Below are 23,504 nucleotides of genomic sequence, written 5' to 3' on the forward strand. Positions count from 1 at the left end.
ATGCCGCCGAGGACACGATTCGGTCACTGCCCTTTGTCAGGGACGTACCGAACGGTGGCGAGGATCTTCCGTACGGTGCCGTCCGGCACCTCGTCGGCGACGTCCGCCGCACCGTAGAACGACCAGGAGACGAGGTCGCCCCCGGCGGTCTCGAAGACGAACGTCGTCGCCTTGCCGTCCACGTCGCACTTGTCCCGCTTCTCGACCCCGGACGACCGGGAGGTGGCGACGCTGCCCGCGATGCCGGAGGACGTGGTGAAGGAGGTCACCGGTCCCGTCGACACCTTGTCGTGCGCCGGCTGGGCGAAGGCCCCGTAGACCCAGGCCGCCGAGTCCTTCCGGGCGATCTCCTCGGGGCCGCGCGCACCGTCGTTGCCCCGGGTGCCCGCACTGGCCAGGGGGACGTGGTCGACCCAGCCGTCCCGGTCGCTGTCCGCCGCGCACCACTTCTCCTCGAGGACGGCCGGGGCCCTCATGGCGACCAGGGGCTTGTCCTCGGGGTCGTCGTTCTCCGCCACGTAGGTGACCCAGGTGGGCGCCTTCGGCACCCAGGAGGCCGGCACGTCGAAGGCGATGCCCAGGGCGGGGTTGGTGACGACCTGCCAGCCCTCGACGGTCGGCCGCGGTCCGTCCGCACCGTCCGCCGGGCCGCCGGCGGCCGACGCGGACGCCTGGGAGGCGGTGGGGCCGGGCTCGGCAGGGTCGTCGCCGGCCAGGAGGACCGCCCCCGTGACCGCGGCGGCTATCACGACGGCCGCGGCGGCCACGACCGCCACCACCTTCGTACGGCCGCCGCCCGGTCGCCGGCCGGGCGGCGGGGTGCCCGGGAACGCGGGGGTGTGCCAGGCGGCGGGCGCCTGCCGGCCCGCGGAGGGCTGGTGCTGTCCGGCGTACGGGGACTGCCCGGCGTACTGGTGCTGCTGGTGGCCGGGCTGCCGATTCGGGTCGGGAAGGTGCGAGTTCGGTCCGCCGGTGGACGGCTGTTCTCCTGGCCACATGGCCGGCAAGCATACGGCGATCATTCCGCGTGCCTGGTCCTCGGATGCTACTCGTGGGTAACCTGTCGTCCATGAGCGCAGACCAGATGTCGATAGGCGAGTTGCTCGCCGCCACGGTGCCGATGGTCAGGACCCTGAACCTCGAGTACCTGGAGACCACTCCGGAGAAGGCCGTACTGGCCCTCCCGGACCAGAGCGAGTACCGCAACCACGTCGGCGGACCGCACGCCGGAGCCATGTTCACGCTGGGCGAGTCGGCCAGCGGCGCGATCGTGCTGGCCGCCTTCGGCGACCAGCTCTCCCGGGCGGTGCCGTTGCCGGTCACCGCGGAGATCGCCTTCAAGAAGATCGCGCTCGGCCCGGTCACGGCCACGGCGACGCTCGGCCGCCCGATCGCCGAGGTCGTGGCGGAACTGGACGCGGGCAGCCGTCCCGAGTTCCCGGTCACCGTCGCCATCCAGCGCGAGGACGGCGCCGTGACCGGTGAGATGACCGTCACCTGGACCCTGCGCCCCAACGGCTGACACCCGCTGAACAGGTAGGCTTCCCGGGCCGCCTCGATCGAGGCGACCCGGGAAGCGGCCAGGCCCACCCGGACCCGGCAGCAGGGGCGCGAATCGGAGGGTGTGGCGTTGCACGTCCAGGAGTGGCTCGACACGGTGCCCGCGGTGGCCGTCTACGCCGTGGTGGGACTCGTCATCGGACTGGAGAGCCTGGGCATCCCGCTGCCGGGCGAGATCATTCTGGTCTCGGCCGCCCTGCTGTCCTCCCAGCACGGCGGCATCGACCCGCTCGTCCTGGGCGCCTGCGCCAGCGCCGGGGCGGTGATCGGCGACTCCCTCGGGTACGCCATCGGCCGCAAGGGCGGCCGGCCGCTGCTGGCCTGGCTGGGGAAGAAATTCCCCAAGCACTTCAGCGAGGGGCACATCGCCACCGCCGAACGGTCCTTCCAGAAGTGGGGCATGTGGGCCGTGTTCTTCGGCCGTTTCGTCGCCCTGCTGCGCATCTTCGCGGGTCCGCTCGCCGGTGTGCTGCGGATGCCGTACTGGAAGTTCCTGATCGCCAACGTCCTGGGCGGCATCGTCTGGGCGGGCGGCACCACCGCCGTCATCTACTACGTCGGCGTCGTCGCCGAGTCCTGGCTGAAGCGCTTCTCGTGGCTGGGCCTGGTGCTGGCCGTGGCCATCGGTATCGCCTCGATGCTGATCCTTAAGCGCAAGGCGGCCAAGGCCCAGCCGGTGACCGCGGGGGAGTGAGCGCTCCTCAGGGGCGCGGGCCGTGTCGATCTCCGGCTCCGCCGCGCGGGCGCGATCAACCACGAACCACCTGCGGACGGCGTTCTACAGGTCCTGTCCCACCGCTCCCCGATGCTCCCCGGCCAGCGCCGCGTACATCGTGCCGTTCAGTGTGACCCCCTGACGCTCCTCCTCCGTCAGCTCCCGCTTCACCTTCGCCGGCACCCCCGCCACCAGCGACCCCGGCGGCACCTCCATCCCCTGCGGCACCAACGCCTGCGCGGCGACCAGCGACCCGGCGCCGATCACCGCGCCGTTGAGGACCGTCGCCCCCATGCCGATGAGACAGTCGTCACCGACGACGGCTCCGTGCACCACGGCGTTGTGCCCGATGGAGACCCGCTCGCCGACGGTGACGGGGAAACCGGGGTCCGCGTGGAGCGTGCAGTTGTCCTGGACGTTGCTGTCCGCGCCGACGGTGATCCGCTCGACGTCGCCGCGGAGCACCGCCCCGTACCAGACGCTCGCCCCGGCGTGCAGCGTCACATCGCCGATGACCGACGACGTCGGTGCCACGAAGGCCTCCGAGTCCACCTTCGGGCCCTTGCCGCCGATGCCCTGGATCAGTGCCTGCTGCCTCATCTTCGCCTCCTGTTCGGGGGGTGCCCCGGGTGATGTACGGCACCGTACGCCACCCGGTGGGGTGAAGATCACAGCCCTCCCGCGTCATGGTCGTAGCGCACGCGGACTACCGTGAGCGGGTGCCGAAGCGCAAGAACACGTTCTCCTCCTGGCGGACCCGCCTCGCGCAGCGGGCCGTCCACGCGGGCTGGGCCTGGGTGCAGCGCACCGGCTCCGTCACCGCCGCACACCCCGGACGCTTCCGCTTCGGCGCCCTCGGCACGGGCACCCGCCTCGCCTTCCCCCTCGGCACGGTCTTCGGCGAGCCCTGGATCCACGTCGGCGCCCACTGCATCATCGGCGAGCAGGTCACCCTCACCGCCGGGCTCATGCCCGACCTGGACCTGGGCCCCGAGCCGATCCTGCGCATCGGCGACGGAGTCGTCCTGGGCCGCGGCAGCCACGTCATCGCGGACACCACGGTCACCATCGGCAGCGACTGCTACTTCGGCCCGTACGTCTACGTCACCTCCACCAACCACTCCTACGACGACCCGCACCAGCCCATCGGCAAGCAGTGGCCCCGCATGGACCCGGTGGAGATCGGCCCCGGCTGCTGGATCGGCACCGGCGCGGTGATCCTGCCCGGCGCACGCGTCGGCCGGAACGTGGTGGTGGCCGCCGGCGCGGTGGTCCGGGGCACGGTCCCCGACCACGCCGTGGTGGCGGGCGCCCCCGCACGAGTCGTACGGCGCTGGACGCCCGGCGACGGCTGGCAGCCGCCCCTGCGGACGCCGGCCCCCGTGCCGATACCCGACGGGATCACGCCAGGACAGCTCCGGGCGCTGTCGCAGCTGGACGACGAGGCGGTGGCCCGGCTCGCCGACCTGGACGACCGGCCGGCGTCGGCCGGGAAACTGGCGGAACCGGCGGCCGAGAGCTGAGCGTTCGGGCGTCCGGCAGTACGGTCCAGAGCGCCCCGCAGTAGAGTTCGGTGAACGTCCGGGCGCGGCCGACGGCGGTCCGGGGCACTGCACCGCGTCGCCCGGATCAGCGAACCAACGCATGGACGGAAAGTGGCGGACCTCGAACTGCTGACCCAGTCCCTGGCGCGCAACGTCAGGCGCTGGCGCGCCGAGCGCGGCTTCACCCTGGAGACGCTCGCCGCGCGGGCGGGTGTCAGCCGCGGCATGCTCATCCAGATCGAGCAGGCCCGCACCAACCCCAGCCTCGGCACGGTCGTGAAGATCGGCGACGCCCTCGGCGTCAGCATCACCACCCTTCTCGACTGGGAGCAGGGGCCCACGGTCCGCGTCGTACCCGCCGAGCAGGCGGTACGGCTCTGGCACACGGACGCGGGCAGCTTCAGCCGGCTGCTCGCCGGGAGGGAAGCGCCCGGCCCGCTGGAGATGTGGGAGTGGCGGCTGATGCCGGGTGAGAGCAGCCCGTCCGACCCGCACCCCACTGGCACGGTCGAGCTGGTGCACGTCACGGCCGGGGAACTCACGCTCACCGTCGACGGCGTGGCCCACCGGGTCCCGTTGGGGGCGAGCGCCTCCTTCGAGTCCGACACTCCCCACACCTACGGCAACGAGGGCGACGCACCGATGGAGATGATCATGGCGGTCTCGGTGCCGCCCGTCCGCTGAGACGGCCGTTCGGCGCGGCCCCCGCTGTTGTTAGCGTGCCGCCATGCACGCACCCATCGGCAACTTCGACAGCGCCAAGCCCGCCCCGGACGCCCTCGACGAACTGACCCGCCCGGTCGCCGACGCCGTACGCCACTGGCGCGGCAGCGTCCCCGCCGACCAGATCGTCTACGTCGACACCGATCCGGAGTGGGCCGACACCGCCACCTTCGTCGAGCACTACGGTCGTGAGCTGCTCGAGCAGTCCGCCAACTGCGTCGTGGTCACCGGCAAGCGGGGCGGCGGCACGACCATCGCCGCCTGCGTGGTGCTCTCCACCACCCGGGTCGACGTCAACGGTGTCGTACGTCGTCACCTGGGCGCCCGCAAGGCCTCCTTCGCGTCCATGGACACGGCGACCGGCGAATCCGGCATGGAGTACGGCGGCATCACCCCGGTCGGCCTGCCCGGCGACTGGCCCGTGCTGGTGGACTCCGCCGTCGTCGACCTGCCCTACGTCCTCGTGGGCAGCGGACGCCGGCGCGGCAAGCTCCTGGTGCCGGGCAAGGCCCTCGCCGAGCTGCCGGGGGCCGTGGTGCTCGAAGGGCTGGGGGTCGCCTGACGCTCACCCGGTGGCGTGGTGGGCCAGCGCGAGGTGTGGGTCCTTCTCGCCGGGCACCGGTGCCGGATCGGCATGGACCAGGGCCGCGGTGAGGCGCGGTACGGCGTGCAGCAGGGCGTGCTCGGCCTCGACGGCGATGCGGTGGGCCTGGCGGACCGTCACCTCGCCGTCCACCACCAGAGCGACCTCGGCGCGCAGCCGGTGCCCGATCCAGCGCAGTCGCAGCTCACCCACTCCGTGCACGCCGGGGACCCGGGCCAGTGCCCGCTCGGCACGGTCCACCAGCGCCGGATCGACGGAGTCCATCACCCGCCGGAACACCTCGCGTGCCGCGTCCCGCAACACCAGCGCGATCGCGGCCGTGATCGCCAGCCCCACGACCGGGTCGGCGAGCCGCCACCCCAGTGCCGCCCCGCCCGCGCTCAGCAGCACGGCCAGTGAGGTGAAACCGTCCGTACGGGCGTGCAGCCCGTCGGCGACCAGCGCGGCGGAGCCGATCTCCCGGCCCACGCGGATCCGGTACCGGGCCACCCACTCGTTCCCGGCGAACCCGGCCAGGGCGGCCGCCGCCACCACCGGGAGGTGCGCCACCGGGCGCGGATCGAGCAGCCGGTCCACCGCCGTCCACCCCGCGAGGACCGCGGAGGCGGCGATCGTCAGCACGATGACGATGCCCGCCAGGTCCTCCGCGCGCCCGTAACCGTACGTGAACCGCCGGGTGGCCGCGCGCCGTCCGAGCACGAAGGCGACGCCCAGCGGCACGGCCGTCAGCGCGTCCGCGGCGTTGTGCACCGTGTCGCCCAGCAGCGCCACCGACCCGGAGACCGCCACCACGGCCGCCTGGACCACCGCCGTCGCACCGAGCACCGCCAGCGACACCCACAGCGCGCGCAGCCCGCGGGCCGAGGACTCCAGCGCCGGGTCCAGCTTGTCGGCGCTCTCGTGGGAGTGCGGGGTGAGGCGGTGCGCGAGGCGGCGCCACCGGCGGTGGGCCCGCGTCTGCTCGTCGTGGTCGTGGTCGTGGTCGTGGCCGTGGTGGTGCCGGTGCGGGTCGCTCACGGGGTGCCCCTTCCGGTGTGCCGGTGCGGTGGGTGGAGGCGGGGCGTCCACGACGCCATTATGTGCGTATGAGCGCACGCATGCACCTGTCACCTGCGGACGATGCGCATCCGCGCAGACCGGGCGAGGAGCAGTTCACGCTCGCCGCCGAGGTCCTCGCCCTGCTCGGGGACCGCACCCGCCTCACAATGCTGCACGCCCTGCTGGAGGGGGAGGCCGACGTCACCACCCTCACCGAGGTGTGCGGCGCGGCGCGGCCCGCGGTCAGTCAGCACCTGGCCCGGCTGCGGCTCGCGGGACTCGTGAGCACCCGCAAGGAGGGCCGCCGGGTCGTGTACGCCCTGCGCGACGGGCATCTGCGCCGCCTGGTCGACGAGGCGCTGAGCGTGGCCGACCACCGGCTCCGCGACCGGCCGCTGCACGACTGAACCCGGGCGCGAGCCGCCGCGCGGATGGCTCAGTCCGTCGTACGGGTGCCGAGGTACTGCTCGGCGAACGCGACCGCCGCGGCCCGCGAGGCGAACAGGCGGCGCATCCGGGCGAGCGCGGCGCCCGACCGGTACGGGTCGCCCGAAGCCGTCCCGTGGTACAGCTCCGCCAGCCACTGGGAGAACTCCTGGTAGTCCCAGGCACGGGCGAGGCACGCGTCCGAGTAGCCGGTCAGACCGCTGTCGTCGCCCCGGGTGAGGTGCGCGACAAGGCCGTCCCCGAGCCGGAAGGCGTCGTACAGGGCGAGGTTGAGGCCCTTGGCGGCGACGGGCGCGGTGAGGTGGGCCGCGTCCCCGGCCAGGAAGAGCCGCCCGAAGGTCATGGGCTCCACGACGTACCCGTGCATGTCCAGAACGCGCTTCTCGATCAGCCGCCCCTCCTCGAGCGGCCGCGCGTCCAACGCGGCGAGCCGCTCCCGCAGCTGGGACCAGACCCGCTCGTGAGACCAGTTCGCCGGATCGTCGCCCCGCGGGCACTGGAGGTAGTACCGGGTCACCTCGGGGCTGCGCGCCATGTGGCCGGCGAAACCGCTCGGGTGCATGCCGAACACGACGCAGTCCGAGGAGGGCGGGGCCTCGGCGAGCAGCGCCAGCCAGCCGACGCCGTAGTCGTGACGGGCCGTGCGGACCCGTCCGGGCGGCAGCGACGCACGCGTCACCCCGCGCGCACCGTCACAACCCGCCACGAACGCGGCCTCCACGACCCGCCGTCCGCCGGAGTCGGGGCACACGTACGACACCGAGGGCCTACCCGCCTCCAGCCCGTGCAGGCGGACGTCGCGGACACCGAACCGGACCTCGCCGCCCCGTACGTCCGCGTACTCCCGCACCAGGTCCGTCACGAGGAACTGCTGCGGGTAGACGTAGTGGTGAGAACCGGTCAGCGCGGTGTACTCGAACCGGTACCGCTCCCCGGCGAACCGGAACTCGAACGCGGTGTGCCGCTGCGCCCGTTCCAGCAGGACCCGTGCGAGCCCGCGCCGCTCCAGACCCCGTACGGCCCACTCCTCGATCACCCCGGCGCGGGGCCGCCGCTCGATGAACGAGCGGGTCTCGGTCTCCAGGACCAGGCAGTCGACCCCGGCGGCGCGCAGGACGTTGCCGACGGTGAGCCCGGCGGGGCCGGCGCCCACGACGACGACCGGGAAGTGCTGTGCGGCAACGGCTTCGGCGTGCGGCGGCGCTGCGGTCACGCGGACATTATGCCTGCGGTGGACGGCCCGGGGGAGGGGCGCGGGTCAGGCGCGGTGGCGCGGACCAGAGCCCGGCGGACTCAGCCGAGCCGCGGGATCTCGATCGCGGGGCAGCGGTCCATCACCATGTCCAGGCCCGCGGCCCGGGTCCGCTCGTACGCGGCCTCGTCGATCACACCGAGCTGGAACCAGACGGCCGCGGCGCCCTTCGCGACCGCCTCGTCGGCGACCGCTCCGGCCAGCTCGCTGTTGACGAAGACGTCCACGACGTCCACCTCGAAGGGGACGTCCGCGAGGGAGGCGTAACCCCGCTCCCCGTGCACCGTCTCCGCCTTGGGATGCACGGGTACGACGCGCTTGCCGAAGCGCTGGAGCACCTCGGCGACCCCGTACGCCGCGCGCTGCCGGTTGGACGACAGGCCGACCACGGCCCAGGTGTCGCCGAGCTCGGTGAGGATCTTGCGGACGGTTGCCTCGTCGCCGTACACCGGCGGCCTCCTTGGACTCGTGGACGGCTCGCGTGTCGGGCCTTCCGGTGGGGCAACGAACGGCGCCGCCCCGGGATTCCCGAGCGGCACGGGAGGGCCGGCGAGCGCGCCCCGGTGCGGCACGGCCCCACCACGCCTACGCTCACCCCGTGCTGCGCATCATCGACGCCCGAACCGGACAGCTCGTTCCCGCCGCCCCCGCCCGGCGGGGCCCCACCCGGGTCCAGGTCCACGCGCCGGGCCCCGGGACGGCCGGGGTGCGTGTGCTGCTCGTCGCCGACCTGCTCGTCCGCGCCCTGGAACTCGACGGCACGCCCGCGTGGGCGCTGCTGGGCGACGGGGAGGACGGGGCCCGACTGCGCGAGGCGGCGGCCGCCCTCGGCATCCGCCCCTTGGAGGACGCCGCCGCCTCCGGTCCGGGCGCCGGCCAGACCGTGCACGTGGTGCGCGAGGGCGGCGCCGCTCCCGAGGGGACGACGGTCGCGGTGGCCACCGCGGACCCGCCCGCGCCCGACCTCTCCGGCCCCGACGCCCTGCGTCTCGCCCTGCTGGCACGGAACCACCACGCGCGCGTGGAGCTCGACGCGACCGCGCTGGACGACGCCCGCGACACCCTCGCCCGCTGGCGCCGCGCGGTCGCCGCCTGGGCGCGGCAGCCGTCGCGCCCCGTGCCCGGCGAGGTGCGCGACCGGCTGCGGGCCGCCTGGGAGGACGACGTGGACGCGCCCGGGGTGCTGCGGGTCCTGCGCCACGTGGAGACCGCACCGGACCTGCCCGACGGAGCCCGGTTCGAGGCCTACGCCCATGCCGACCGCTTCCTCGGCCTCCACCTCGCCCGGGACGTCGGGGCCCCGCAGTGATCGCCGCCGCCCTCGCCCCCGGCCGGGACGGCCGCGCCGAGGGGCGGGACCCGGCGAGCACATAGGGTGGGCGGATGCAGGACGAGTACCGCACGGTCGCCCGCGCGGGTGTGCACGAGACCGAGATCAACCGCTCCCGCTTCCTGTGCGCCCTCGCCCCGGCCGCCACCGAGCAGGAGGCCCAGGAGTTCATCGCGGGCGTGCGCAAGGAGCACGCGGACGCCTCCCACAACTGCTGGGCGTACGTGATCGGGGCCGACGCCGCGGTCCAGAAGGCCAGTGACGACGGCGAACCCGGCGGCACCGCCGGCGTCCCCATGCTGCAGATGCTGCTCCGCCGTGACATGCGCTACGTCGTCGCCGTCGTCACCCGCTACTACGGCGGGGTCAAGCTCGGCGCGGGCGGACTCATCCGCGCCTACGGCGGCGCTGTCGGCGAGGCCCTGGACGACCTGGGCACCCTCACCCGCCGCCGGTTCCGCCTGGCCACCGTGACCGTCGACCACCAGCGCGCCGGGAAGCTCCAGAACGACCTGCGCACGGCGGGACGCGCGGTGCGCGACGTCCGGTACGCCGAGGCGGTCACCATCGAGATCGGTCTGCCGGAGGCCGACGTGGACGCCTTCCGGGCCTGGCTCGCGGACGCCACCGCGGGATCGGCCGGGTTCGAGCTGGGCGGGGAGGCGTACGGGGATGCCTGAATCGGTGTGGGCAATAAGGGCTTAACGGACATTGTGGAGCGGGGGTTGAAGGGCGAAACGGGAGTAACCGCCCGGGCTGTCGGACCCTGCCGTTAGTCTCGGGGATCATGCGACTGCTGCACACTTCCGACTGGCACCTCGGCCGGGCGTTCCACCGGGTGAACATGCTCGGCGCCCAGGCCGGGTTCGTCGACCACCTGGTGGAGACCGTGCGCGAGCACGGTGTCGAGGCCGTGGTCGTCTCGGGAGACGTGTACGACCGGGCGGTCCCGCCGCTCGCCGCGGTCGAGCTGTTCGACGACGCCCTGCACCGCCTCGCCGGCCTCGGTGTGCCCACGGTGATGATCTCCGGGAACCACGACTCGGCCCGCCGCCTCGGCGTCGGTGCCGGGCTCATCGACCGCGCCGGCATCCACCTGCGCACCGACCCGGCGGGGTGCGGGTCCCCGGTGGTGCTGCCCGACGCGTACGGAGACGTGGCCTTCTACGGGCTGCCGTACCTGGAACCGGCTCTCGTGAAGGCCGAGTTCGGGGTGGAGAAGGCCGGCCACGAGGCGGTGCTCGCCGCCGCCATGGACCGGGTCCGGGCCGACCTCGCCACGCGCGCGCGGGGCACCCGTTCCGTCGTCCTCGCGCACGCCTTCGTCACCGGGGGCGAGCAGAGCGACAGCGAGCGGGACATCACCGTGGGCGGAGTCGCCGCCGTGCCCTCCGGCGTCTTCGACGGCGTCGACTACGTGGCGCTCGGCCACCTCCACGGCTGCCAGACCCTCACCGGGCGCGTCCGCTACTCCGGCTCCCCCCTGCCGTACTCCTTCTCCGAGGCCGCGCACCGCAAGAGCATGTGGCTCGTCGACCTGGACGCCGACGGCGCGGTGACCGCCGAACGCGTCGACTGTCCGGTGCCGCGCGCGCTCGCTCGCCTGCGCGGCACCCTGGAGGAGCTGCTCGCCGACCCGGAGCTCACCCCGCACGAGGAGGCGTGGGTCGAGGCGACCCTCACCGACCCGGTCCGGCCGGCCGACCCCATGGCCCGGCTCACCGAACGCTTCCCGCACACCCTGAGCCTCGTCTTCGATCCCGAGCGCGCCCCGGACGACCCGGCGGTGTCCTACGCGCGGCGCCTCGCCGGCCGCAGCGACCAGCAGATCGCCGAGGACTTCGTGAGCCACGTGCGCGGCGCCGGACCCGACGATCATGAACAGGCCGTGCTGCGGGACGCCTTCGACGCGGTGCGCGCCGACGACACCCTGCGGGAGGTGGCCCGGTGAGACTGCACCGGCTCGACATCACCGCCTTCGGGCCCTTCGGCGGATCGCAGAGCGTCGACTTCGACGACCTGTCGGCCGCCGGTCTCTTCCTGCTCCACGGACCGACCGGCGCGGGCAAGACCTCCGTCCTCGACGCCGTCTGCTACGCGCTGTACGGCTCGGTGCCCGGCGCCCGCCAGAGCGGCCAGGGCATGACCCTGCGCAGCGACCACGCGGCCGTCGGCACCCGCACCGAGGTGCGCCTCGAACTCACCGTCGCCGGACGGCGGCTGGAGGTCACCCGGCAGCCGCCCTGGGAGCGGCCCAAGCTGCGCGGCAAGGGCACCACCGTCGACAAGGCCCAGACCTGGCTGCGGGAGTACGACGCGGGCACCGGGGCCTGGAAGGACCTCAGCCGCTCCCACCAGGAGATCGGCGAGGAGATCACCCGACTGCTCGGCATGAGCCGGGAGCAGTTCTGCCAGGTCGTGCTGTTGCCGCAGGGCGACTTCGCGCGCTTCCTGCGCGCCGACGCGGAGGCCCGCGGCAAGCTGCTCGGCCGGCTCTTCGACACCCGGCGCTTCGCCGAGGTCGAGAAGCGCCTCGCCGAGCGGCGCCGCGCGACCGAGGCGCGGGTGCGCGAGGGCGACGCCGCGCTGCTGGCCGACGCCCACCGGATGCAGCAGGCCGCCGGCGGGGCCATGGAACTGCCGGAGCTGGCCCCGGGCGATCCCGGTCTGGCCGAGGCCGTGCTGGGCTCCGCCGCCGTCGCCCGCTCCACCGCCCGGGAGTTGCTGGCCGTCGCCGACAGCCGGCTCGCCGCCGCCGAGTCCGCCCAGGCCGCCGCCGAACGGAAACTGGGCGACGTACGGGAACTGGACCGGCTGCAGCGGCGGTTCGCCGAGGCGCGGGAGCGGGCGGGGCGGCTGGCCGAGCGGGCCGACGCCCACCGCGCGGCGCAGGAGCGCCTGGAGCGGAGCCGGAAGGCCGAGGCGGTGGCCCCGGCCCTGGAGCTGCGGGACGCCACCGACGCCGAACACCGGCGGGCGGGGGACGCGGAGACCCGCGCGCGTGCCCTGCTGCCGGACGACCTCGCGGACGCCGGTGCCGCCGGACTGGCCGCCGCCGCCCGCCGGGCCGCCGAGGAGCTGGGCGGCCTCGAAGCCGCCCGGCGGGCCGAACAGCGCCTCGCCGGGCTGACCGAGGAGCGGGCCGGACTGGACCGCCAGGAACGCGCCGACGACGAAGCCCTGCGGGAGGCGGAGGCCTGGCTGGCCGGCTGGGAGCCCGCCCGCGACCGGCTCCAGGCACGTGTCCAGGACGCCCAGGAGGCCGCGACCCGTGCCGAACAGCTCGCCGAGCGGCGCGACCCGGCCCAGCGCCGGCTGAAGGCCGCCCGGCAGCGGGACCGGCTCGCCCTGGACACGGAGGAGGCGGGGAGGCAGGCGCTCGAATCGGCCGAGCGTGCCGTCGAGGCCCGTGCCCACTGGCTCGACCTCAAGGAACAGCGACTGGGCGGCATCGCGGCCGAACTCGCCGCCGGCCTCACCGACGGCACGCCGTGCGCGGTGTGCGGAGCCACCGAACACCCCGCCCCCGCCCGGAAGATCGCCGGGCACGTCGACCGCGAGGCCGAGGAGCGCGCGCTCGCCGCCTACCAGACGGCCGAGGAGCGCCGGGCGGAGGCCGAGCGGCGCCTGGGCACCGTACGGGAGGCACTGGCCGCCGCGACGGCGGAGGCCGGGGACGCGACCACCGCACGGCTGGCCGGGGAGGCCGAGGAACTGGAGCGCCTGTACTCGCAGGCGCGTGAGGCCGCCTCCGGACTGCACGCCGCGCAGGAGGAACTGCGCCGGGCGGAGCAGGAGCGCGAGCGGCGGATCGCCGCCCAGCAGCAGGCGGCCGTACGGGCCGCCTCCCGGGTCGCCCACCGGGAACGGCTGGAGACGGAAGGGGCGGCACTGGAGGAGGAGTTGGTGCGGGTCCGCGGCACCGCCGGCAGTGTGGCGGCCCGGGCCGCGCAGCTCGAACGCCGGGCCGCGCTGCTCACCGAGGCCGCCGACACCTCACGGCTCGCCGAGGACACGGCACAGCGGCTCAAGGACGCCGACGCCCGCCTGGCCGACGCCGCCTTCCGCGCGGGCTTCGACACCCCGCGCGAAGCCGCCGCCGCGCTGCTCGACGACGACGCCCGCCGCGAACTGCAGCGCCGGCTCGACGCCTGGGAAGCGGAGGAGGCCGCCGTCCGCGCCGTCCTCACCGAGGCCGACACCGCCGCGGCGGCCCAGCGCCCGCCCGCCGACCCGGCCGCGGCCGAACGCGCCGCCGCCGCCGCCGGCCGCCGCCTGCGCGACGCCGCCTCGGCCCGCGACGCCGCCGCCCGGCGCTGCGCCGAGCTGGATCGGCTCTCCGCCCGCGCCACCGCCTCCGTGCGCCGCCTCGCCCCGCTGCGACAGGAGCACGACCGCGTCGCCCGCCTCGCCACCCTGACCGCGGGCACCTCGGCGGAGAACGAACGCCGGATGCGCCTGGAGTCGTACGTGCTGGCGGCCCGCCTCGAACAGGTCGCGGCCGCCGCCACCGCCCGACTGCAGCGCATGTCCTCCGGCCGCTACACCCTCGTCCACTCCGACGACCGCACCGGACGCGGCCGCAGCGGCCTCGGTCTGCACGTGGTCGACGCGTGGACCGGTCGCGAGCGCGACACGTCCACACTCTCCGGCGGCGAGACCTTCTTCGCCTCGCTCGCCCTCGCGCTCGGCCTCGCCGACGTCGTCACGGACGAGGCCGGCGGTGTGCGCCTGGACACCCTCTTCATCGACGAGGGCTTCGGCAGCCTCGACGACCAGACCCTCGACGAAGTCCTCGACGTACTCGACGCACTGCGCGAGCGGGACCGCAGCGTCGGCATCGTCAGCCACGTCGCCGACCTCCGCCGACGTGTCCACGCCCAACTGGAGGTCGTGAAGGGGCGGTCGGGGTCGGTGCTGCGGCAGCGGGGCACCGGCTGAGGTGGGCCGGACACCCGGGCGGTACTTCAGCGGCCCAGCGGCCGGCGGGGGAGCGGCGAGGAGTAGACGACGCTCGTGGTGACCGACCCCAGCGCGCTGATCCGGCCGGACACCTCCTCCAGGTGCCGCATCGAACGGGCCGCGACCTTGATGACGAAGCAGTCGTCACCCGTCACGTGGTGCGCCTCCAGAATCTCCGGGGTCACCGCCACCAGGTCGTGGAACGGCTTGTAGTTGGCGACCGGGTAGCGCAGCCGCACGAAGGCCAGGATCGGCAGCCCCAGCCGCTCCGGATCGACGACCGCCGTGTACCCCTGGATGATCCCCGCCTCCTCCATCCGGCGCACCCGCTCGGTCACCGCGCTGGCGGACATCGAGACGGCACGCGCCAGCTCGGCGTAGCCCGCCCGCCCGTTGCGCTGGAGGGCGTCGAGGATGAGCCAGTCGGTGGTGTCCGGGATATACGTCGTCATCCGGGAGAAGTACCAGTGAATCCCCGGCGAAGGCATGGGCAGGCCGGGGAATCTCGCTTCTGGTGACCTGCTCGCCGACCATAGGTTTGCGGTCAGGAGATCCACCGAGGAAGGGCCGGAAGACCATGACCGCCACCACCGCCAACCCCGTCCTGCGCGTCGCCCCCGCGCCCCCCGCCGAAGCCGCCGCGTACTTCCGCGCGAGCCTCGCCTTCCACACCGACGTCTCCGACGTCGCCGCCGCGCTCGCGGCCGGCGGCGACCCGGGATTCGTCCTCGTGGACATCCGCTCCACCGACTCCTGGGACCAGGGCCACGTTCCCGGCGCCGTCCACCTGCCCACGGCGCTCATCACCGAACAGGCCGGCCTGCTCCTCGACCGAGACGTGCCGGTCGTGACGTACTGCTGGGGCCCCGGCTGCAACGGCGCGACCCGCGCCGCCCTCGCCCTCGCCGAACTCGGCTACCGGGTCAAGGAGATGCTCGGCGGCTTCGAGTACTGGGTGCGCGAGGGCTTCACCCACGAGACGCGGGAGGGCACCGCGCGCCGCACCGCCGACCCCCTGACCGTCCCGGTGGACGCGGCCGACTGCGGCTGCTGACGGGCGTGTAGGTTTCGCCGCATGGTGCGATACGCGGAGCCGGGCGCGGTGGAGTGGGTGGAGTCGGGCGGCGGTCCGCTCATCGCGGTCCCGGAGACGGTCCTGCCGTTCTGGACCGGCGCCGACGGCGGTGACACCGCCTCCGACTACGACCGGGCGTGCGAGGTCGACGGCCACGTCGGGCTCCTCCCGGTCGGGGACTCCACCGCCCTGGTGCTCGGCGACGAACCCGCCTCCACCGCCTATCTCGCCGGTCACGGAACCTTCGTCCGCTGGTGCGCCGCGGACTCCGAGGAGGAAGCGCTGGCCGGCGTCGCCGAGGCTCTCGACACGGCCGACTGGGGGCCCGAAGTGTCCTGGCACGTACCCGGGTCCGTCCTCCTCTTCGACGCCGCCTGGCCCGGCACCGCCTGCGACCGTGCCGACCACGTGCGGGTCGCCCTCGACCCCGGCCGCTACGCGGTGCGGGCCGCCGAGGTGCGCCCCGGACCGGAGACCTGGCTGACCGTCGTGCGACTGCGGCGGCTCGCGGACCGGTAACCGCCCGGCGCGATGGGTACCGCCGCGGTGATATTGGAATGCGCACCGGCGGCGCGCCGTCCATCATGGATGCCCATGCCCCGACTTCCGCACCCCGCCCCCGAAGAACTGCGCCGCGACCCCCTGCCCCTGCGCGGCCGCACCGCCCTCGTCACCGGCGCCAGCCGGCGCGGCGGCATCGGCCACGCCGTGGCCCGGCGGCTCGCCGCCTACGGGGCCAGTGTCTACCTGCACCACCACGTCCCGCACGACGCCGTCATGCCGTGGGGCGCCGACCGGCCCGAGGACGTCGCCGCCTCCGTGCGCGCCGCGCTCGGCGACCCGGACGCCACCGTGGTGGCCGGCCCCGGCGACCTGGCCGACCCCGCCGCACCGGGCGAACTCCTCGACACGGCCGCCGAAGCGCTCGGCGGCCGGCTGGACGTCCTGGTCGCCAACCACGCCCTCAGCGGCTCCGACGGCACCCTCGACACGATCGACGCCGCGATGCTCGACGCCCACTGGCAGGTCGACACCCGCTCGGTGCTGCTCCTCGTCCAGGCCTACGCCCGGCACCGCGCCGCGCTGCCGCCCCGCACGCCCGGCGGACGCGTCGTGATGATGACCTCCGGCCAGGACATCGCGGGCGGCATGCCCGGTGAGATCGCCTACGCGCTGCAGAAGGGCGCCCTCGCCTCCATCACCCGCTCCCTGTCCACGGCCCTCGTCGAACACGCGGTCACCGTGAACGCGGTCAACCCCGGGCCCGTGGACACCGACTACATGACGGGCGAGGACTACGACGCCATCGCCGCGCTCTTCCCCGCCGGGCGGTGGGGCATGCCCGACGACCCGGCCCGCCTCGTCGCGTGGCTCGCCACGGACGAGGCGGAGTGGGTCACCGGACAGGTTGTCGACTCGGAGGGCGGCTTCCGGCGCTGAGCGGTCCGGCTCACAGCCGCGACAGCTCGTCCACCAGGTCGTCCAGGCCCAGCGAACCCTGGGAGAGCGCCGCCATGTGCCAGGCCTTCGCGTCGAAGGCGTCACCGTGCCGCTCGCGGGCCTTCTCCCGGCCCAGCAGCCACGCCCGCTCACCGAGCTTGTAGCCGATCGCCTGGCCCGGGATCGTCAGGTACCGGGTCAGCTCGCTCTCCACGAAGTCCGCCGGCCGGCTGCTGTGCGCGCCGAAGAACTCCTGGGCCAGCTCCGGCGTCCAGCGCTCGCCCGGGTGGAACGGCGAGTCCGCCGGGATCTCCAGCTCCAGGTGCATGCCGATGTCCACGATGACCCGGGCCGCCCGCATCATCTGCGCGTCCAGGTAGCCGAGCCGCTGCTCGGCGTCCGTGAGGAAGCCCAGCTCGTCCATGAGCCGCTCCGCGTACAGCGCCCAGCCCTCGGCGTTGGCGCTCACCATGCCCACGGAGGCCTGGTAGCGGGACAGGTCCTCGGCGACGTGCGCCCACTGCGCGAGCTGGAGGTGGTGGCCCGGCACGCCCTCGTGGTACCAGGTGGAGACCAGGTCGTAGACCGGGAAGCGGGTCAGGCCCATCGTCGGCAGCCAGGTGCGGCCGGGGCGGGAGAAGTCCTCCGACGGGGGCGTGTAGTACGGGGCCGCCGCGCTGCCGGGCGGGGCGATCCGCGACTCCACCCTCCGGACCCGCTCGGCGAGTTCGAAGTGCGTGCCGTCCAGCGACTCGATCGCCTGGTCCATCAGGCCCTGCAGCCAGTCGCGGACCTCGTCGACGCCCTCGATGTGCTTGCCGTGCTCGTCCAGGTGGGCCAGCGCCGCCCACGGGGTCTCGGCGCCGGGCAGGATCTTCTCGGCCTCCTGCCTCATCTCGGCGAGCAGGCGGTGGTACTCGGCCCAGCCGTACGCGTAGGCCTCGTCGAGGTCCAGGTCCGTGCCGTTGTAGTAGCGCGACCAGCGCGCGTAGCGCTCGCGCCCCACCGTGTCCGGGGCACCTTCGATCGCCGGCGCGTACACGTCGCGCATCCAGTCGCGCAGCTCCACCACGGCCGCGGTCGCGCCCCGCGCCGCCTCGTCCAGCTCCGCGCGCAGCGCGTCCGGACCGGCGGACGCGAAGTCCTCGAACCAGCCCCGGCCCTCGCCCGTGTCCGCCCACTCGCCGAGCTGCTCGACGAAGGCGGCGGTCGGGCGCGGAGACGCGTGCAGCTTGCGCTCCAGGCCCAGGGCCAGGGACTCGCGGTAGCCCCCGAGTGCCGCCGGCACCGCGCGCAGCCGCTCGGCGATCCGCGCCCAGTCCTCGTCGGTCCGCGTCGGCGTCACCGTGAAGACCTCGCGCACCGAATGCGCGACGGTGCCCAGGTTGCCGACCGAGCGCAGGCCCTCCTCCGCCTCGTGCACGGCGAGCCCGGCCCTCAGGCGCTCGCGCAGCAGCCGGGCGCAGCGCCGCTCGACGTCACTGTCCCCGCCGGGCCGGCGCTCCGCCTCGTCCAGTCGGGCCAGCGTGGCCCGCGCCAGCTCCGCGAGCGCCTCCTGACCCGCGGGTGAGAGGTCGGGCAGGCGACTGGAACTCTCCTCCACGCCGAGGAACGTACCGGTGACCGGGTCGAGGGCGATGAGCTCGTCGACGTAGGCGTCGGCGACCTCGCGGGGCAGCGGGCTCTTGGTCTCTGACATGCGGACATCCTCGTACGGATCCCGGTACCGCGTCAGCCCGCTTTCCCCGGGCCGCCGCCGCGGGCGGCCGGATTTCGCTCAGGGCGTGCTGTCGGGCGGGGCGGGCGGCAGCAGCGGGCCGCACTCCCACTGCTGGAAGATCAGCCGCGTCTCGACGCGCGCGACCTCGCGCCGGGAGGTGAACTCGTCCAGGACCAGCCGCTGCAGGTCCGCCATGTCGGCGACCGCGACGTGGACCAGGTAGTCGTCCGGGCCGGTGAGGTGGAAGACGGTGCGCGACTCCGGGAGCGCCCGGATCCGGTCCACGAACGGGCCGACCAGCTCCCGCCGGTGCGGCCGCACCTGCACCGACAGCAGCGCCTGGAGGCCGCGCCCCAGCCGGGCCGGGTCCAGTTCCAGCCGGTGCCCGAGGATCACCCCGGCCCGCCGCAGCCGGGCCACCCGGTCCAGGCAGGTCGACGGGGCGACCCCGACCTGGGCGGCGAGGTCGCGGTAGGTGGTCCGGGCGTCGTTCTGCAGCAGCCGCAGCAGATGGAGGTCCACCGGATCGAGTACGACAGGTTCCGCCATCGGCCGAACGTAGCACGGGATCCGGTCCCACCGGCCCGGTCGGTGTTCACCCTTCGGTCCATGGATTCCGCGCGCACGCACACGTCACCACCCGACGACGTACGCTCCACCGCACCCACGGGCAGGGCACTGGCCACCGAGGCCGTGCACGCCGGCCGCGACGATCTCGCGGCCCGGGGACTGCACGCCCCGCCCATCGACCTGTCGACGACCTACCCGTCGTACGACAGCCGCGGCGAGGCCGCCCGCATCGACGCGTTCGCCACCACCGGCGCCGACCCGGACGGCCCGCCGGTCTACGGACGCCTCGGCAACCCGACCGTCGCCCGCTTCGAGACGGCCCTGGCCCGGCTGGAGGGCACGGAGGCCGCCGTCGCCTTCGCCAGCGGCATGGCCGCCCTGAGCGCCGTCCTGCTGGTCCGTGCCTCGATGGGACTGCGCCACGTGGTCGCCGTACGGCCCCTGTACGGCTGCAGCGACCACCTGCTGACCGCCGGGCTGCTCGGGTCCGAGGTCACCTGGACCGATCCGGCCGGCATCGCCGACGCGCTGCGCCCGGACACCGGCCTGGTGCTCGTCGAGTCGCCGGCCAACCCCACGCTGGCCGAGGCCGACCTGCGGGCCGTCGCCCACGCCTGCGGCTCGGTGCCGCTGCTCGTGGACAACACCTTCGCCACCCCCGTGCTCCAGCGGCCCGCCGAGGACGGCGCCCGGCTGGTGCTGCACAGCGCCACCAAGTACCTCGGCGGGCACGGGGACGTGCTGGCCGGCGTGGTGGCCTGCGACGAGGAGTTCGCCGGACGGCTGCGGCAGGTCCGCTTCGCCACCGGCGGCGTGCTGCACCCGCTGGCCGGCTACCTGCTGCTGCGCGGGCTGTCCACCCTGCCCGTACGGGTACGGGCCGCCTCCGCGAACGCCGCCGCGCTCGTCGAGCGGCTCGCCGCCGACCCGCGGGTGGCCCGCGTGCACTATCCGCGCATCGGCGGCGCGATGGTCTCCTTCGAGGTCCACGGCGACCCGCACGAGGTGATCGGCCGGGTCCGCCTGATCACCCCCGCGGTCAGCCTCGGCAGCGTCGACACGCTCATCCAGCACCCGGCGTCCATCAGCCACCGCATCGTGGACGCCGACGACCGCCGGGACGCCGGGGTCGGCGACCGGCTGCTGCGGCTGTCGGTCGGCCTGGAGGACGTCGACGACCTGTGGGCCGACCTGGACCAGGCGCTGGGGGAGCGGGCCGCCGAAGCGGTCCCGCTGCGGGAGGCGCTGGCACGGGCCGAGTGACGCCCCCCTGCCGGGGCGGCTCAGCAGTCCCGGCCGATCCGCTCCCCGCGCGGCAGCCGCGCCGCGGCCCGGGCCGCCGGGTCAAGACGCGCCGTGATGACCAGGGTCCCCTCCTCGATCTGGTAGTCGAGGGGGAGGCCCAGGCCGCGCATCGCGGCGACCATGCCGGTGTTCGACGCCTGCGTCACCGCGTACACGCTCGCGCAGTCCGTCTCGGCGGCCATGGCCACGAGCCGGCCGAGGAGTTCGCCGCCGATGCCCCGGTGCTGCCACGCGTCCTCGACCAGCAGCGCGACCTCCGTCTCGTCCCCGTCCCACAGCAGGTGACCGAGCCCGACGATCCGGCCCGACGCCGTCTGCACGGCGAGGGTGCGGCCGAAACGCGGGCTGAGCAGATGGTCGAGATACCGGTCGGCGTCCCCGACCGGGCCGTGGTACCGCATGCCGAGCGTCCGCGCGGAGCAGCGCTCGTGCATCGCCTTCGCCGCCGCGACGTCACGCGTGTCGGCCCGGCGGACCGTGATGTCGCTCCCCTCGGGCAGCGTCAGCACGTCCCGGCCGCGCGGGACGCGCGGACCGAGCCGGGCGTCCAGCTCGACCAGGGCCCGCGCCCGGGCGAACTCGGCCGGGGTGAACGGCAGGTACGGCCGCTCCACACTGATCACCCCGCCCTCCGGGGCGCGCAGCCGCAGCACGGTGTCCTCCAGCGACCCCTCCGGCGGCACGTCCCCGGCCGTACGTCCCACGGCCGCCGCGGGCAGCGACCGGATGGTGCAGCGGCCCAGCAACTGCCGCAAGGCCAACGGGAGTTCAGCCGTGTCCTGGGCCGTACGGGCCGCCAGGGCCAGCACCCGGGCCGGGGCGTCCACCAGGTCGTGGGCGTCCGCCCGCTCGGTCCACGTGTCGGCACCGCCCGCCGCCGACACCACGTCCGTCAGCCCGGACGCCGTCAGTGCGCCGGGGGCGCGGAGCAGGAACTCGTCCACCGTGCCCTCGGCCAGCGGGTGCGTCTGCAGGCTCAGGATGTCGACCCGCCGTTCGGCGAGGGCGGCGCAGAGCACGGCCAGCGACCCGGGCGCGTCGCGCACCGTCGTCCGCATCCGCCACAGAGCGGTGCCGGCGGTGCCGTCACCGGTCGCGGCACCGGTCGCTCCAGCGTCGCCCGGCTCGGCGTCGCCCCGGCTCCCGGCCGCCGCGGACGGCGGCCGGGAGCCGGTATCGTCCGCGGGCGGTGCGTGCCCGTGGCGCCGTGTCCGCCAACTCCGGAAGCCCGCCGTGGTCATCAGCGCCGCCACCGAGGCCAGCAGCATCACGGGCACCCCGGGACCGTGCTCGACGAGGCGGGCCACGGCATCCGTCACATCGGACATGTCTCGACTCATGCGGCCACTGTGAAGGAACGGTGTTGCCTGATCACGAACGCCCTGTGACGGATGGGTAAAGAAGGCTTGTGGGGATATTCATCGCAATTCACCCATGGGGTGGGCCGGGTCGCGCACCGGGGGATGACGCCGGTGCGCGACACCACCGACAGGCTACGGGACCCTACTGGCCGACGCGGCCCGGCCGGAGCACCTTCGTGAACAGCACCGTGCCGTCCTGCTCGCGCAGACGCACCGTCATCTCGGCACTGTCACCGTCGATCCGGACCTCGCCGAAGAACTGGTAGCCCTCCGCGGGGGAGACGTTGGAGGCGGTCGGCGCCTTCACGAACACCCGCTCCGGGCCGAAGGTCCCGTCCAGGGCGCTGGCCGGGAAGGCACCCGCGTTGAGCGGCCCGGACACGAACTCCCAGAACGGCTCGAAGTCGGTGAAGGCGGCACGCGAGGGCTGGTAGTGCTGGGCGGAGGTGTGGTGCACGTCGGCCGTCAGCCATACCGTGCCGGTGATCCGCCGGTGCTTGACGAAGCGCAGCAGCTCGGCGATCTGCAGTTCCCGCCCCAGGGGCGCGCCGGGGTCGCCCTGCGCGATCGCCTCGATGTTCGCCCGCCCCTCGCCGGTGTCGGGCACGACGAGGCCGATCGGCATGTCGGCGGCGATGACCTTCCACACCGCGCGCGAGCGCGACAGCTCCCGCTTGAGCCACTCCAACTGCTCGCGGCCGAGGATGCCCTGCGGGTCCACGCCCTGGTCGCCGGAGGAGTTGGCATTGCGGTACGTCCGCATGTCCAGCACGAACACGTCCAGCAGCGGCCCCTGACGCAGCACCCGGTGGACGCGGCCCTCCCGCGCGCCGGGGCGCAGCGTGGAGATCGGGAAGTACTCGGCGAACGCGCGCCGGGCGCGGGCGGCCAGCACGTCCACACTCTTCTCGGTGTAGCGGCTGTCCGTCTCAGCGATCGTCTGCCCCGGGTACCAGTTGTTGCGGACCTCGTGGTCGTCCCACTGGACGACCGACGGCACCCGGGCGTTGAAGCGGCGCAGGTTCTCGTCGAGCAGGTTGTAACGGAAGTTGCCGCGGAACTCGGCCAGGGTCTCGGCGACCTTGGACTTCTCCTCGGTGGTGATGTTCCGCCAGGTACCGCCGCCGGGCAGCTCGGCCGTCGCGGCGATGGGCCCGTCGGCGTAGACGTTGTCGCCGCTGCACAGGAAGAAGTCCGGGTCCAGGGCGCCCATCGCGTCGTAGATGCGGTAGCCGCCGATGTCCGGGTTGATGCCCCAGCCCTGGCCCGCCAGGTCACCGGACCACACGAAGCGCACCGACTCGCGCCGACGGACCGGCACCGTGCGGAAGGTGCCCGGCACCGGCTCGCCGGTGCGGCGCGGGTCGTCCGGGTCGGCGAGGAGCACACGGTAGTGGATCTGCTCGCCGGGCGGCAGGCCGCGCAGCCGGGTCGTGCCGGTGAAGTCCGTGTCCGGCCCGAGCAGCGGGCCGCGCCATCTGCGCGGGTTGCGGAACGACTCGGTCGCGGACGTCTCGACGATCATCCGGGCCGGCCGGTCGGACCGTACCCACACCAGACCCGAGTGGGAGGTCACGTCTCCCGTCTGCACGCCCCAGCCCGCGCCCGGCCGCCCGGAACGCGCGAACGCCGGCGCGGCGCCGAGGGCCGTGGGCAGGGTGAGGGCCGCCGACGCGGCGAGGGAGCCGCGCAGCACGCTGCGGCGACCGGGCAACGGACGGTGTGACATGGATGCGCCTCCAGGGACGTCCAGGGACGGGATCCGGCCAGCGACGAGGCCAGTGTGCACGGCCAGACCTACTGGTGCGGCGCGGCGGTCACGGAAACTCCGTGTGAACAACCGGCCGCCCGCGCGCGT

24 protein-coding genes are annotated in these 23,504 nt (G+C 74.4%); 14 read left to right on the forward strand and 10 right to left on the reverse strand.

Translation table 11 applies throughout. The features are described 5' to 3' along the window. Positions 1–23: 23 nt before the first annotated feature. Complete coding sequence (locus ACFW47_RS26345; protein ID WP_386307332.1) at positions 24–998, reverse strand: hypothetical protein; 975 nt, start codon at positions 996–998, stop codon at positions 24–26. A gap of 86 nt (positions 999–1,084) precedes the next feature. Here ACFW47_RS26345 and ACFW47_RS26350 point away from each other — a divergent pair, with 86 nt between their 5' ends. Together ACFW47_RS26350 and ACFW47_RS26355 are read left to right on the forward strand one after the other, a co-directional pair. Continuing rightward, the gene (locus ACFW47_RS26350) at positions 1,085–1,522 is read left to right on the forward strand and encodes a DUF4442 domain-containing protein (RefSeq protein WP_217250614.1); all 438 of its coding nucleotides are present in this window, start codon (positions 1,085–1,087) and stop codon (positions 1,520–1,522) included. Positions 1,523–1,630: 108 nt separating this feature from the next. Further along, positions 1,631–2,254, forward strand: coding sequence for a DedA family protein (locus ACFW47_RS26355; protein WP_386285727.1), 624 nt, complete (start codon positions 1,631–1,633; stop codon positions 2,252–2,254). Positions 2,255–2,338: 84 nt separating this feature from the next. Here the strand turns inward: ACFW47_RS26355 and ACFW47_RS26360 are convergent, their stop codons facing one another. After that, entirely contained in the window at positions 2,339–2,875 is a 537-nt protein-coding gene (locus ACFW47_RS26360) for a gamma carbonic anhydrase family protein (RefSeq protein ID WP_386307333.1), read from the reverse strand. A 119-nt stretch (positions 2,876–2,994) separates the two neighbouring features. Between ACFW47_RS26360 and ACFW47_RS26365 the strand changes: the two genes are divergently transcribed. The 3 genes from ACFW47_RS26365 (at position 2,995) to ACFW47_RS26375 (ending at position 5,104) form a co-directional block, all read left to right on the forward strand. Then, on the forward strand, positions 2,995–3,798 hold the full coding sequence (locus ACFW47_RS26365) for an acyltransferase (protein ID WP_386285594.1): 804 nt from the start codon (positions 2,995–2,997) through the stop codon (positions 3,796–3,798). Between the two features lie 132 nt (positions 3,799–3,930). Further along, positions 3,931–4,503 carry a helix-turn-helix domain-containing protein gene (locus ACFW47_RS26370; protein WP_386285592.1) on the forward strand — a complete coding sequence of 191 codons (573 nt, stop codon included), beginning with the start codon at positions 3,931–3,933 and terminating at the stop codon, positions 4,501–4,503. Between the two features lie 43 nt (positions 4,504–4,546). Further along, complete coding sequence (locus tag ACFW47_RS26375) at positions 4,547–5,104, forward strand: YbaK/EbsC family protein (RefSeq protein WP_386285590.1); 558 nt, start codon at positions 4,547–4,549, stop codon at positions 5,102–5,104. A gap of 3 nt (positions 5,105–5,107) precedes the next feature. On the opposite strand, the gene ACFW47_RS26380 is transcribed toward ACFW47_RS26375, so the two are convergent. Continuing rightward, positions 5,108–6,163 carry a cation diffusion facilitator family transporter gene (locus ACFW47_RS26380; protein WP_386307334.1) on the reverse strand — a complete coding sequence of 352 codons (1,056 nt, stop codon included), beginning with the start codon at positions 6,161–6,163 and terminating at the stop codon, positions 5,108–5,110. A 68-nt stretch (positions 6,164–6,231) separates the two neighbouring features. Here ACFW47_RS26380 and ACFW47_RS26385 point away from each other — a divergent pair, with 68 nt between their 5' ends. Next, the gene (locus ACFW47_RS26385; protein ID WP_386307335.1) at positions 6,232–6,591 is read left to right on the forward strand and encodes an ArsR/SmtB family transcription factor; all 360 of its coding nucleotides are present in this window, start codon (positions 6,232–6,234) and stop codon (positions 6,589–6,591) included. A gap of 29 nt (positions 6,592–6,620) precedes the next feature. Here the strand turns inward: ACFW47_RS26385 and ACFW47_RS26390 are convergent, their stop codons facing one another. Together ACFW47_RS26390 and ACFW47_RS26395 are read right to left on the reverse strand one after the other, a co-directional pair. Then, the gene (locus ACFW47_RS26390) at positions 6,621–7,844 is read right to left on the reverse strand and encodes a 4-hydroxybenzoate 3-monooxygenase (protein WP_386307337.1); all 1,224 of its coding nucleotides are present in this window, start codon (positions 7,842–7,844) and stop codon (positions 6,621–6,623) included. An 80-nt stretch (positions 7,845–7,924) separates the two neighbouring features. After that, positions 7,925–8,332, reverse strand: a complete 408-nt coding sequence (locus ACFW47_RS26395; RefSeq protein ID WP_386285582.1) for a CoA-binding protein — start codon at positions 8,330–8,332, stop codon at positions 7,925–7,927. A 149-nt stretch (positions 8,333–8,481) separates the two neighbouring features. On the opposite strand from ACFW47_RS26395, the gene ACFW47_RS26400 reads away from it, so the two are divergent. The 4 genes from ACFW47_RS26400 (at position 8,482) to ACFW47_RS26415 (ending at position 14,154) form a co-directional block, all read left to right on the forward strand. Further along, complete coding sequence (locus ACFW47_RS26400; protein ID WP_386307339.1) at positions 8,482–9,192, forward strand: hypothetical protein; 711 nt, start codon at positions 8,482–8,484, stop codon at positions 9,190–9,192. A gap of 74 nt (positions 9,193–9,266) precedes the next feature. After that, positions 9,267–9,893 (forward strand): YigZ family protein, encoded by a 627-nt coding sequence (locus tag ACFW47_RS26405; RefSeq protein ID WP_386285578.1) that lies wholly within the window; start codon positions 9,267–9,269, stop codon positions 9,891–9,893. Positions 9,894–10,000: 107 nt separating this feature from the next. Then, complete coding sequence (locus ACFW47_RS26410) at positions 10,001–11,164, forward strand: exonuclease SbcCD subunit D (RefSeq protein WP_386285576.1); 1,164 nt, start codon at positions 10,001–10,003, stop codon at positions 11,162–11,164. After that, positions 11,161–14,154, forward strand: coding sequence for an AAA family ATPase (locus ACFW47_RS26415; protein WP_386285574.1), 2,994 nt, complete (start codon positions 11,161–11,163; stop codon positions 14,152–14,154). The genes ACFW47_RS26410 and ACFW47_RS26415 overlap by 4 nt, the downstream gene beginning before the upstream one ends. Positions 14,155–14,180: 26 nt before the next feature. Here the strand turns inward: ACFW47_RS26415 and ACFW47_RS26420 are convergent, their stop codons facing one another. Next, on the reverse strand, positions 14,181–14,627 hold the full coding sequence (locus tag ACFW47_RS26420) for an Lrp/AsnC family transcriptional regulator (RefSeq protein WP_386285572.1): 447 nt from the start codon (positions 14,625–14,627) through the stop codon (positions 14,181–14,183). A 125-nt stretch (positions 14,628–14,752) separates the two neighbouring features. Between ACFW47_RS26420 and ACFW47_RS26425 the strand changes: the two genes are divergently transcribed. The 3 genes from ACFW47_RS26425 to ACFW47_RS26435 all read left to right on the forward strand — a co-directional run bounded on the left by ACFW47_RS26425 (position 14,753) and on the right by ACFW47_RS26435 (position 16,690). After that, the gene (locus ACFW47_RS26425; RefSeq protein WP_386285570.1) at positions 14,753–15,229 is read left to right on the forward strand and encodes a rhodanese-like domain-containing protein; all 477 of its coding nucleotides are present in this window, start codon (positions 14,753–14,755) and stop codon (positions 15,227–15,229) included. 21 nt (positions 15,230–15,250) lie between these two features. Then, positions 15,251–15,769, forward strand: coding sequence for an immunity 21 family protein (locus ACFW47_RS26430; protein ID WP_386285568.1), 519 nt, complete (start codon positions 15,251–15,253; stop codon positions 15,767–15,769). A gap of 75 nt (positions 15,770–15,844) precedes the next feature. Then, a complete protein-coding gene (locus ACFW47_RS26435) occupies positions 15,845–16,690 on the forward strand; it encodes an SDR family oxidoreductase (RefSeq protein ID WP_386285566.1) in 846 nt (281 codons plus the stop codon). Between the two features lie 10 nt (positions 16,691–16,700). Here ACFW47_RS26435 and ACFW47_RS26440 read toward each other — a convergent pair whose 3' ends face one another. Both ACFW47_RS26440 and ACFW47_RS26445 read right to left on the reverse strand, forming a co-directional pair. Next, positions 16,701–18,389 carry a DUF885 domain-containing protein gene (locus ACFW47_RS26440; protein WP_386285564.1) on the reverse strand — a complete coding sequence of 563 codons (1,689 nt, stop codon included), beginning with the start codon at positions 18,387–18,389 and terminating at the stop codon, positions 16,701–16,703. Between the two features lie 78 nt (positions 18,390–18,467). Next, positions 18,468–18,959, reverse strand: coding sequence for an Lrp/AsnC family transcriptional regulator (locus ACFW47_RS26445; protein WP_386285559.1), 492 nt, complete (start codon positions 18,957–18,959; stop codon positions 18,468–18,470). A gap of 60 nt (positions 18,960–19,019) precedes the next feature. Between ACFW47_RS26445 and ACFW47_RS26450 the strand changes: the two genes are divergently transcribed. After that, positions 19,020–20,243: a trans-sulfuration enzyme family protein gene (locus ACFW47_RS26450; RefSeq protein WP_386307341.1), complete on the forward strand. Its 1,224-nt coding sequence runs from the start codon at positions 19,020–19,022 to the stop codon at positions 20,241–20,243. Positions 20,244–20,263: 20 nt separating this feature from the next. Here the strand turns inward: ACFW47_RS26450 and ACFW47_RS26455 are convergent, their stop codons facing one another. Both ACFW47_RS26455 and ACFW47_RS26460 read right to left on the reverse strand, forming a co-directional pair. Next, positions 20,264–21,613 (reverse strand): GNAT family N-acetyltransferase, encoded by a 1,350-nt coding sequence (locus ACFW47_RS26455; protein ID WP_386285555.1) that lies wholly within the window; start codon positions 21,611–21,613, stop codon positions 20,264–20,266. 175 nt (positions 21,614–21,788) lie between these two features. Further along, complete coding sequence (locus ACFW47_RS26460) at positions 21,789–23,375, reverse strand: alkaline phosphatase D family protein (RefSeq protein WP_386285554.1); 1,587 nt, start codon at positions 23,373–23,375, stop codon at positions 21,789–21,791. Between the last annotated feature and the right edge of the window lie 129 nt (positions 23,376–23,504).

This window comes from Streptomyces sp. NPDC058796 (assembly GCF_042745235.1).
Taxonomy (GTDB): Bacteria; Actinomycetota; Actinomycetes; order Streptomycetales; family Streptomycetaceae; genus Streptomyces.

What these genes read in the sequence shown, in the direction of transcription:
- ACFW47_RS26345 (WP_386307332.1), bottom strand. Translation starts at nt 998, where the DNA reads ATGTGGCCAGGAGAACAGCCGTCCACCGGCGGACCGAACTCGCACCTT.
- ACFW47_RS26350 (WP_217250614.1), top strand. Translation starts at nt 1,085, where the DNA reads ATGTCGATAGGCGAGTTGCTCGCCGCCACGGTGCCGATGGTCAGGACC.
- ACFW47_RS26360 (WP_386307333.1), bottom strand. Translation starts at nt 2,875, where the DNA reads ATGAGGCAGCAGGCACTGATCCAGGGCATCGGCGGCAAGGGCCCGAAG.
- ACFW47_RS26375 (WP_386285590.1), top strand. Translation starts at nt 4,547, where the DNA reads ATGCACGCACCCATCGGCAACTTCGACAGCGCCAAGCCCGCCCCGGAC.
- ACFW47_RS26385 (WP_386307335.1), top strand. Translation starts at nt 6,232, where the DNA reads ATGAGCGCACGCATGCACCTGTCACCTGCGGACGATGCGCATCCGCGC.
- ACFW47_RS26405 (WP_386285578.1), top strand. Translation starts at nt 9,267, where the DNA reads ATGCAGGACGAGTACCGCACGGTCGCCCGCGCGGGTGTGCACGAGACC.
- ACFW47_RS26410 (WP_386285576.1), top strand. Translation starts at nt 10,001, where the DNA reads ATGCGACTGCTGCACACTTCCGACTGGCACCTCGGCCGGGCGTTCCAC.
- ACFW47_RS26420 (WP_386285572.1), bottom strand. Translation starts at nt 14,627, where the DNA reads ATGACGACGTATATCCCGGACACCACCGACTGGCTCATCCTCGACGCC.
- ACFW47_RS26425 (WP_386285570.1), top strand. Translation starts at nt 14,753, where the DNA reads ATGACCGCCACCACCGCCAACCCCGTCCTGCGCGTCGCCCCCGCGCCC.
- ACFW47_RS26430 (WP_386285568.1), top strand. Translation starts at nt 15,251, where the DNA reads ATGGTGCGATACGCGGAGCCGGGCGCGGTGGAGTGGGTGGAGTCGGGC.
- ACFW47_RS26435 (WP_386285566.1), top strand. Translation starts at nt 15,845, where the DNA reads ATGCCCCGACTTCCGCACCCCGCCCCCGAAGAACTGCGCCGCGACCCC.
- ACFW47_RS26440 (WP_386285564.1), bottom strand. Translation starts at nt 18,389, where the DNA reads ATGTCAGAGACCAAGAGCCCGCTGCCCCGCGAGGTCGCCGACGCCTAC.
- ACFW47_RS26445 (WP_386285559.1), bottom strand. Translation starts at nt 18,959, where the DNA reads ATGGCGGAACCTGTCGTACTCGATCCGGTGGACCTCCATCTGCTGCGG.
- ACFW47_RS26450 (WP_386307341.1), top strand. Translation starts at nt 19,020, where the DNA reads ATGGATTCCGCGCGCACGCACACGTCACCACCCGACGACGTACGCTCC.
- ACFW47_RS26455 (WP_386285555.1), bottom strand. Translation starts at nt 21,613, where the DNA reads ATGTCCGATGTGACGGATGCCGTGGCCCGCCTCGTCGAGCACGGTCCC.
- ACFW47_RS26460 (WP_386285554.1), bottom strand. Translation starts at nt 23,375, where the DNA reads ATGTCACACCGTCCGTTGCCCGGTCGCCGCAGCGTGCTGCGCGGCTCC.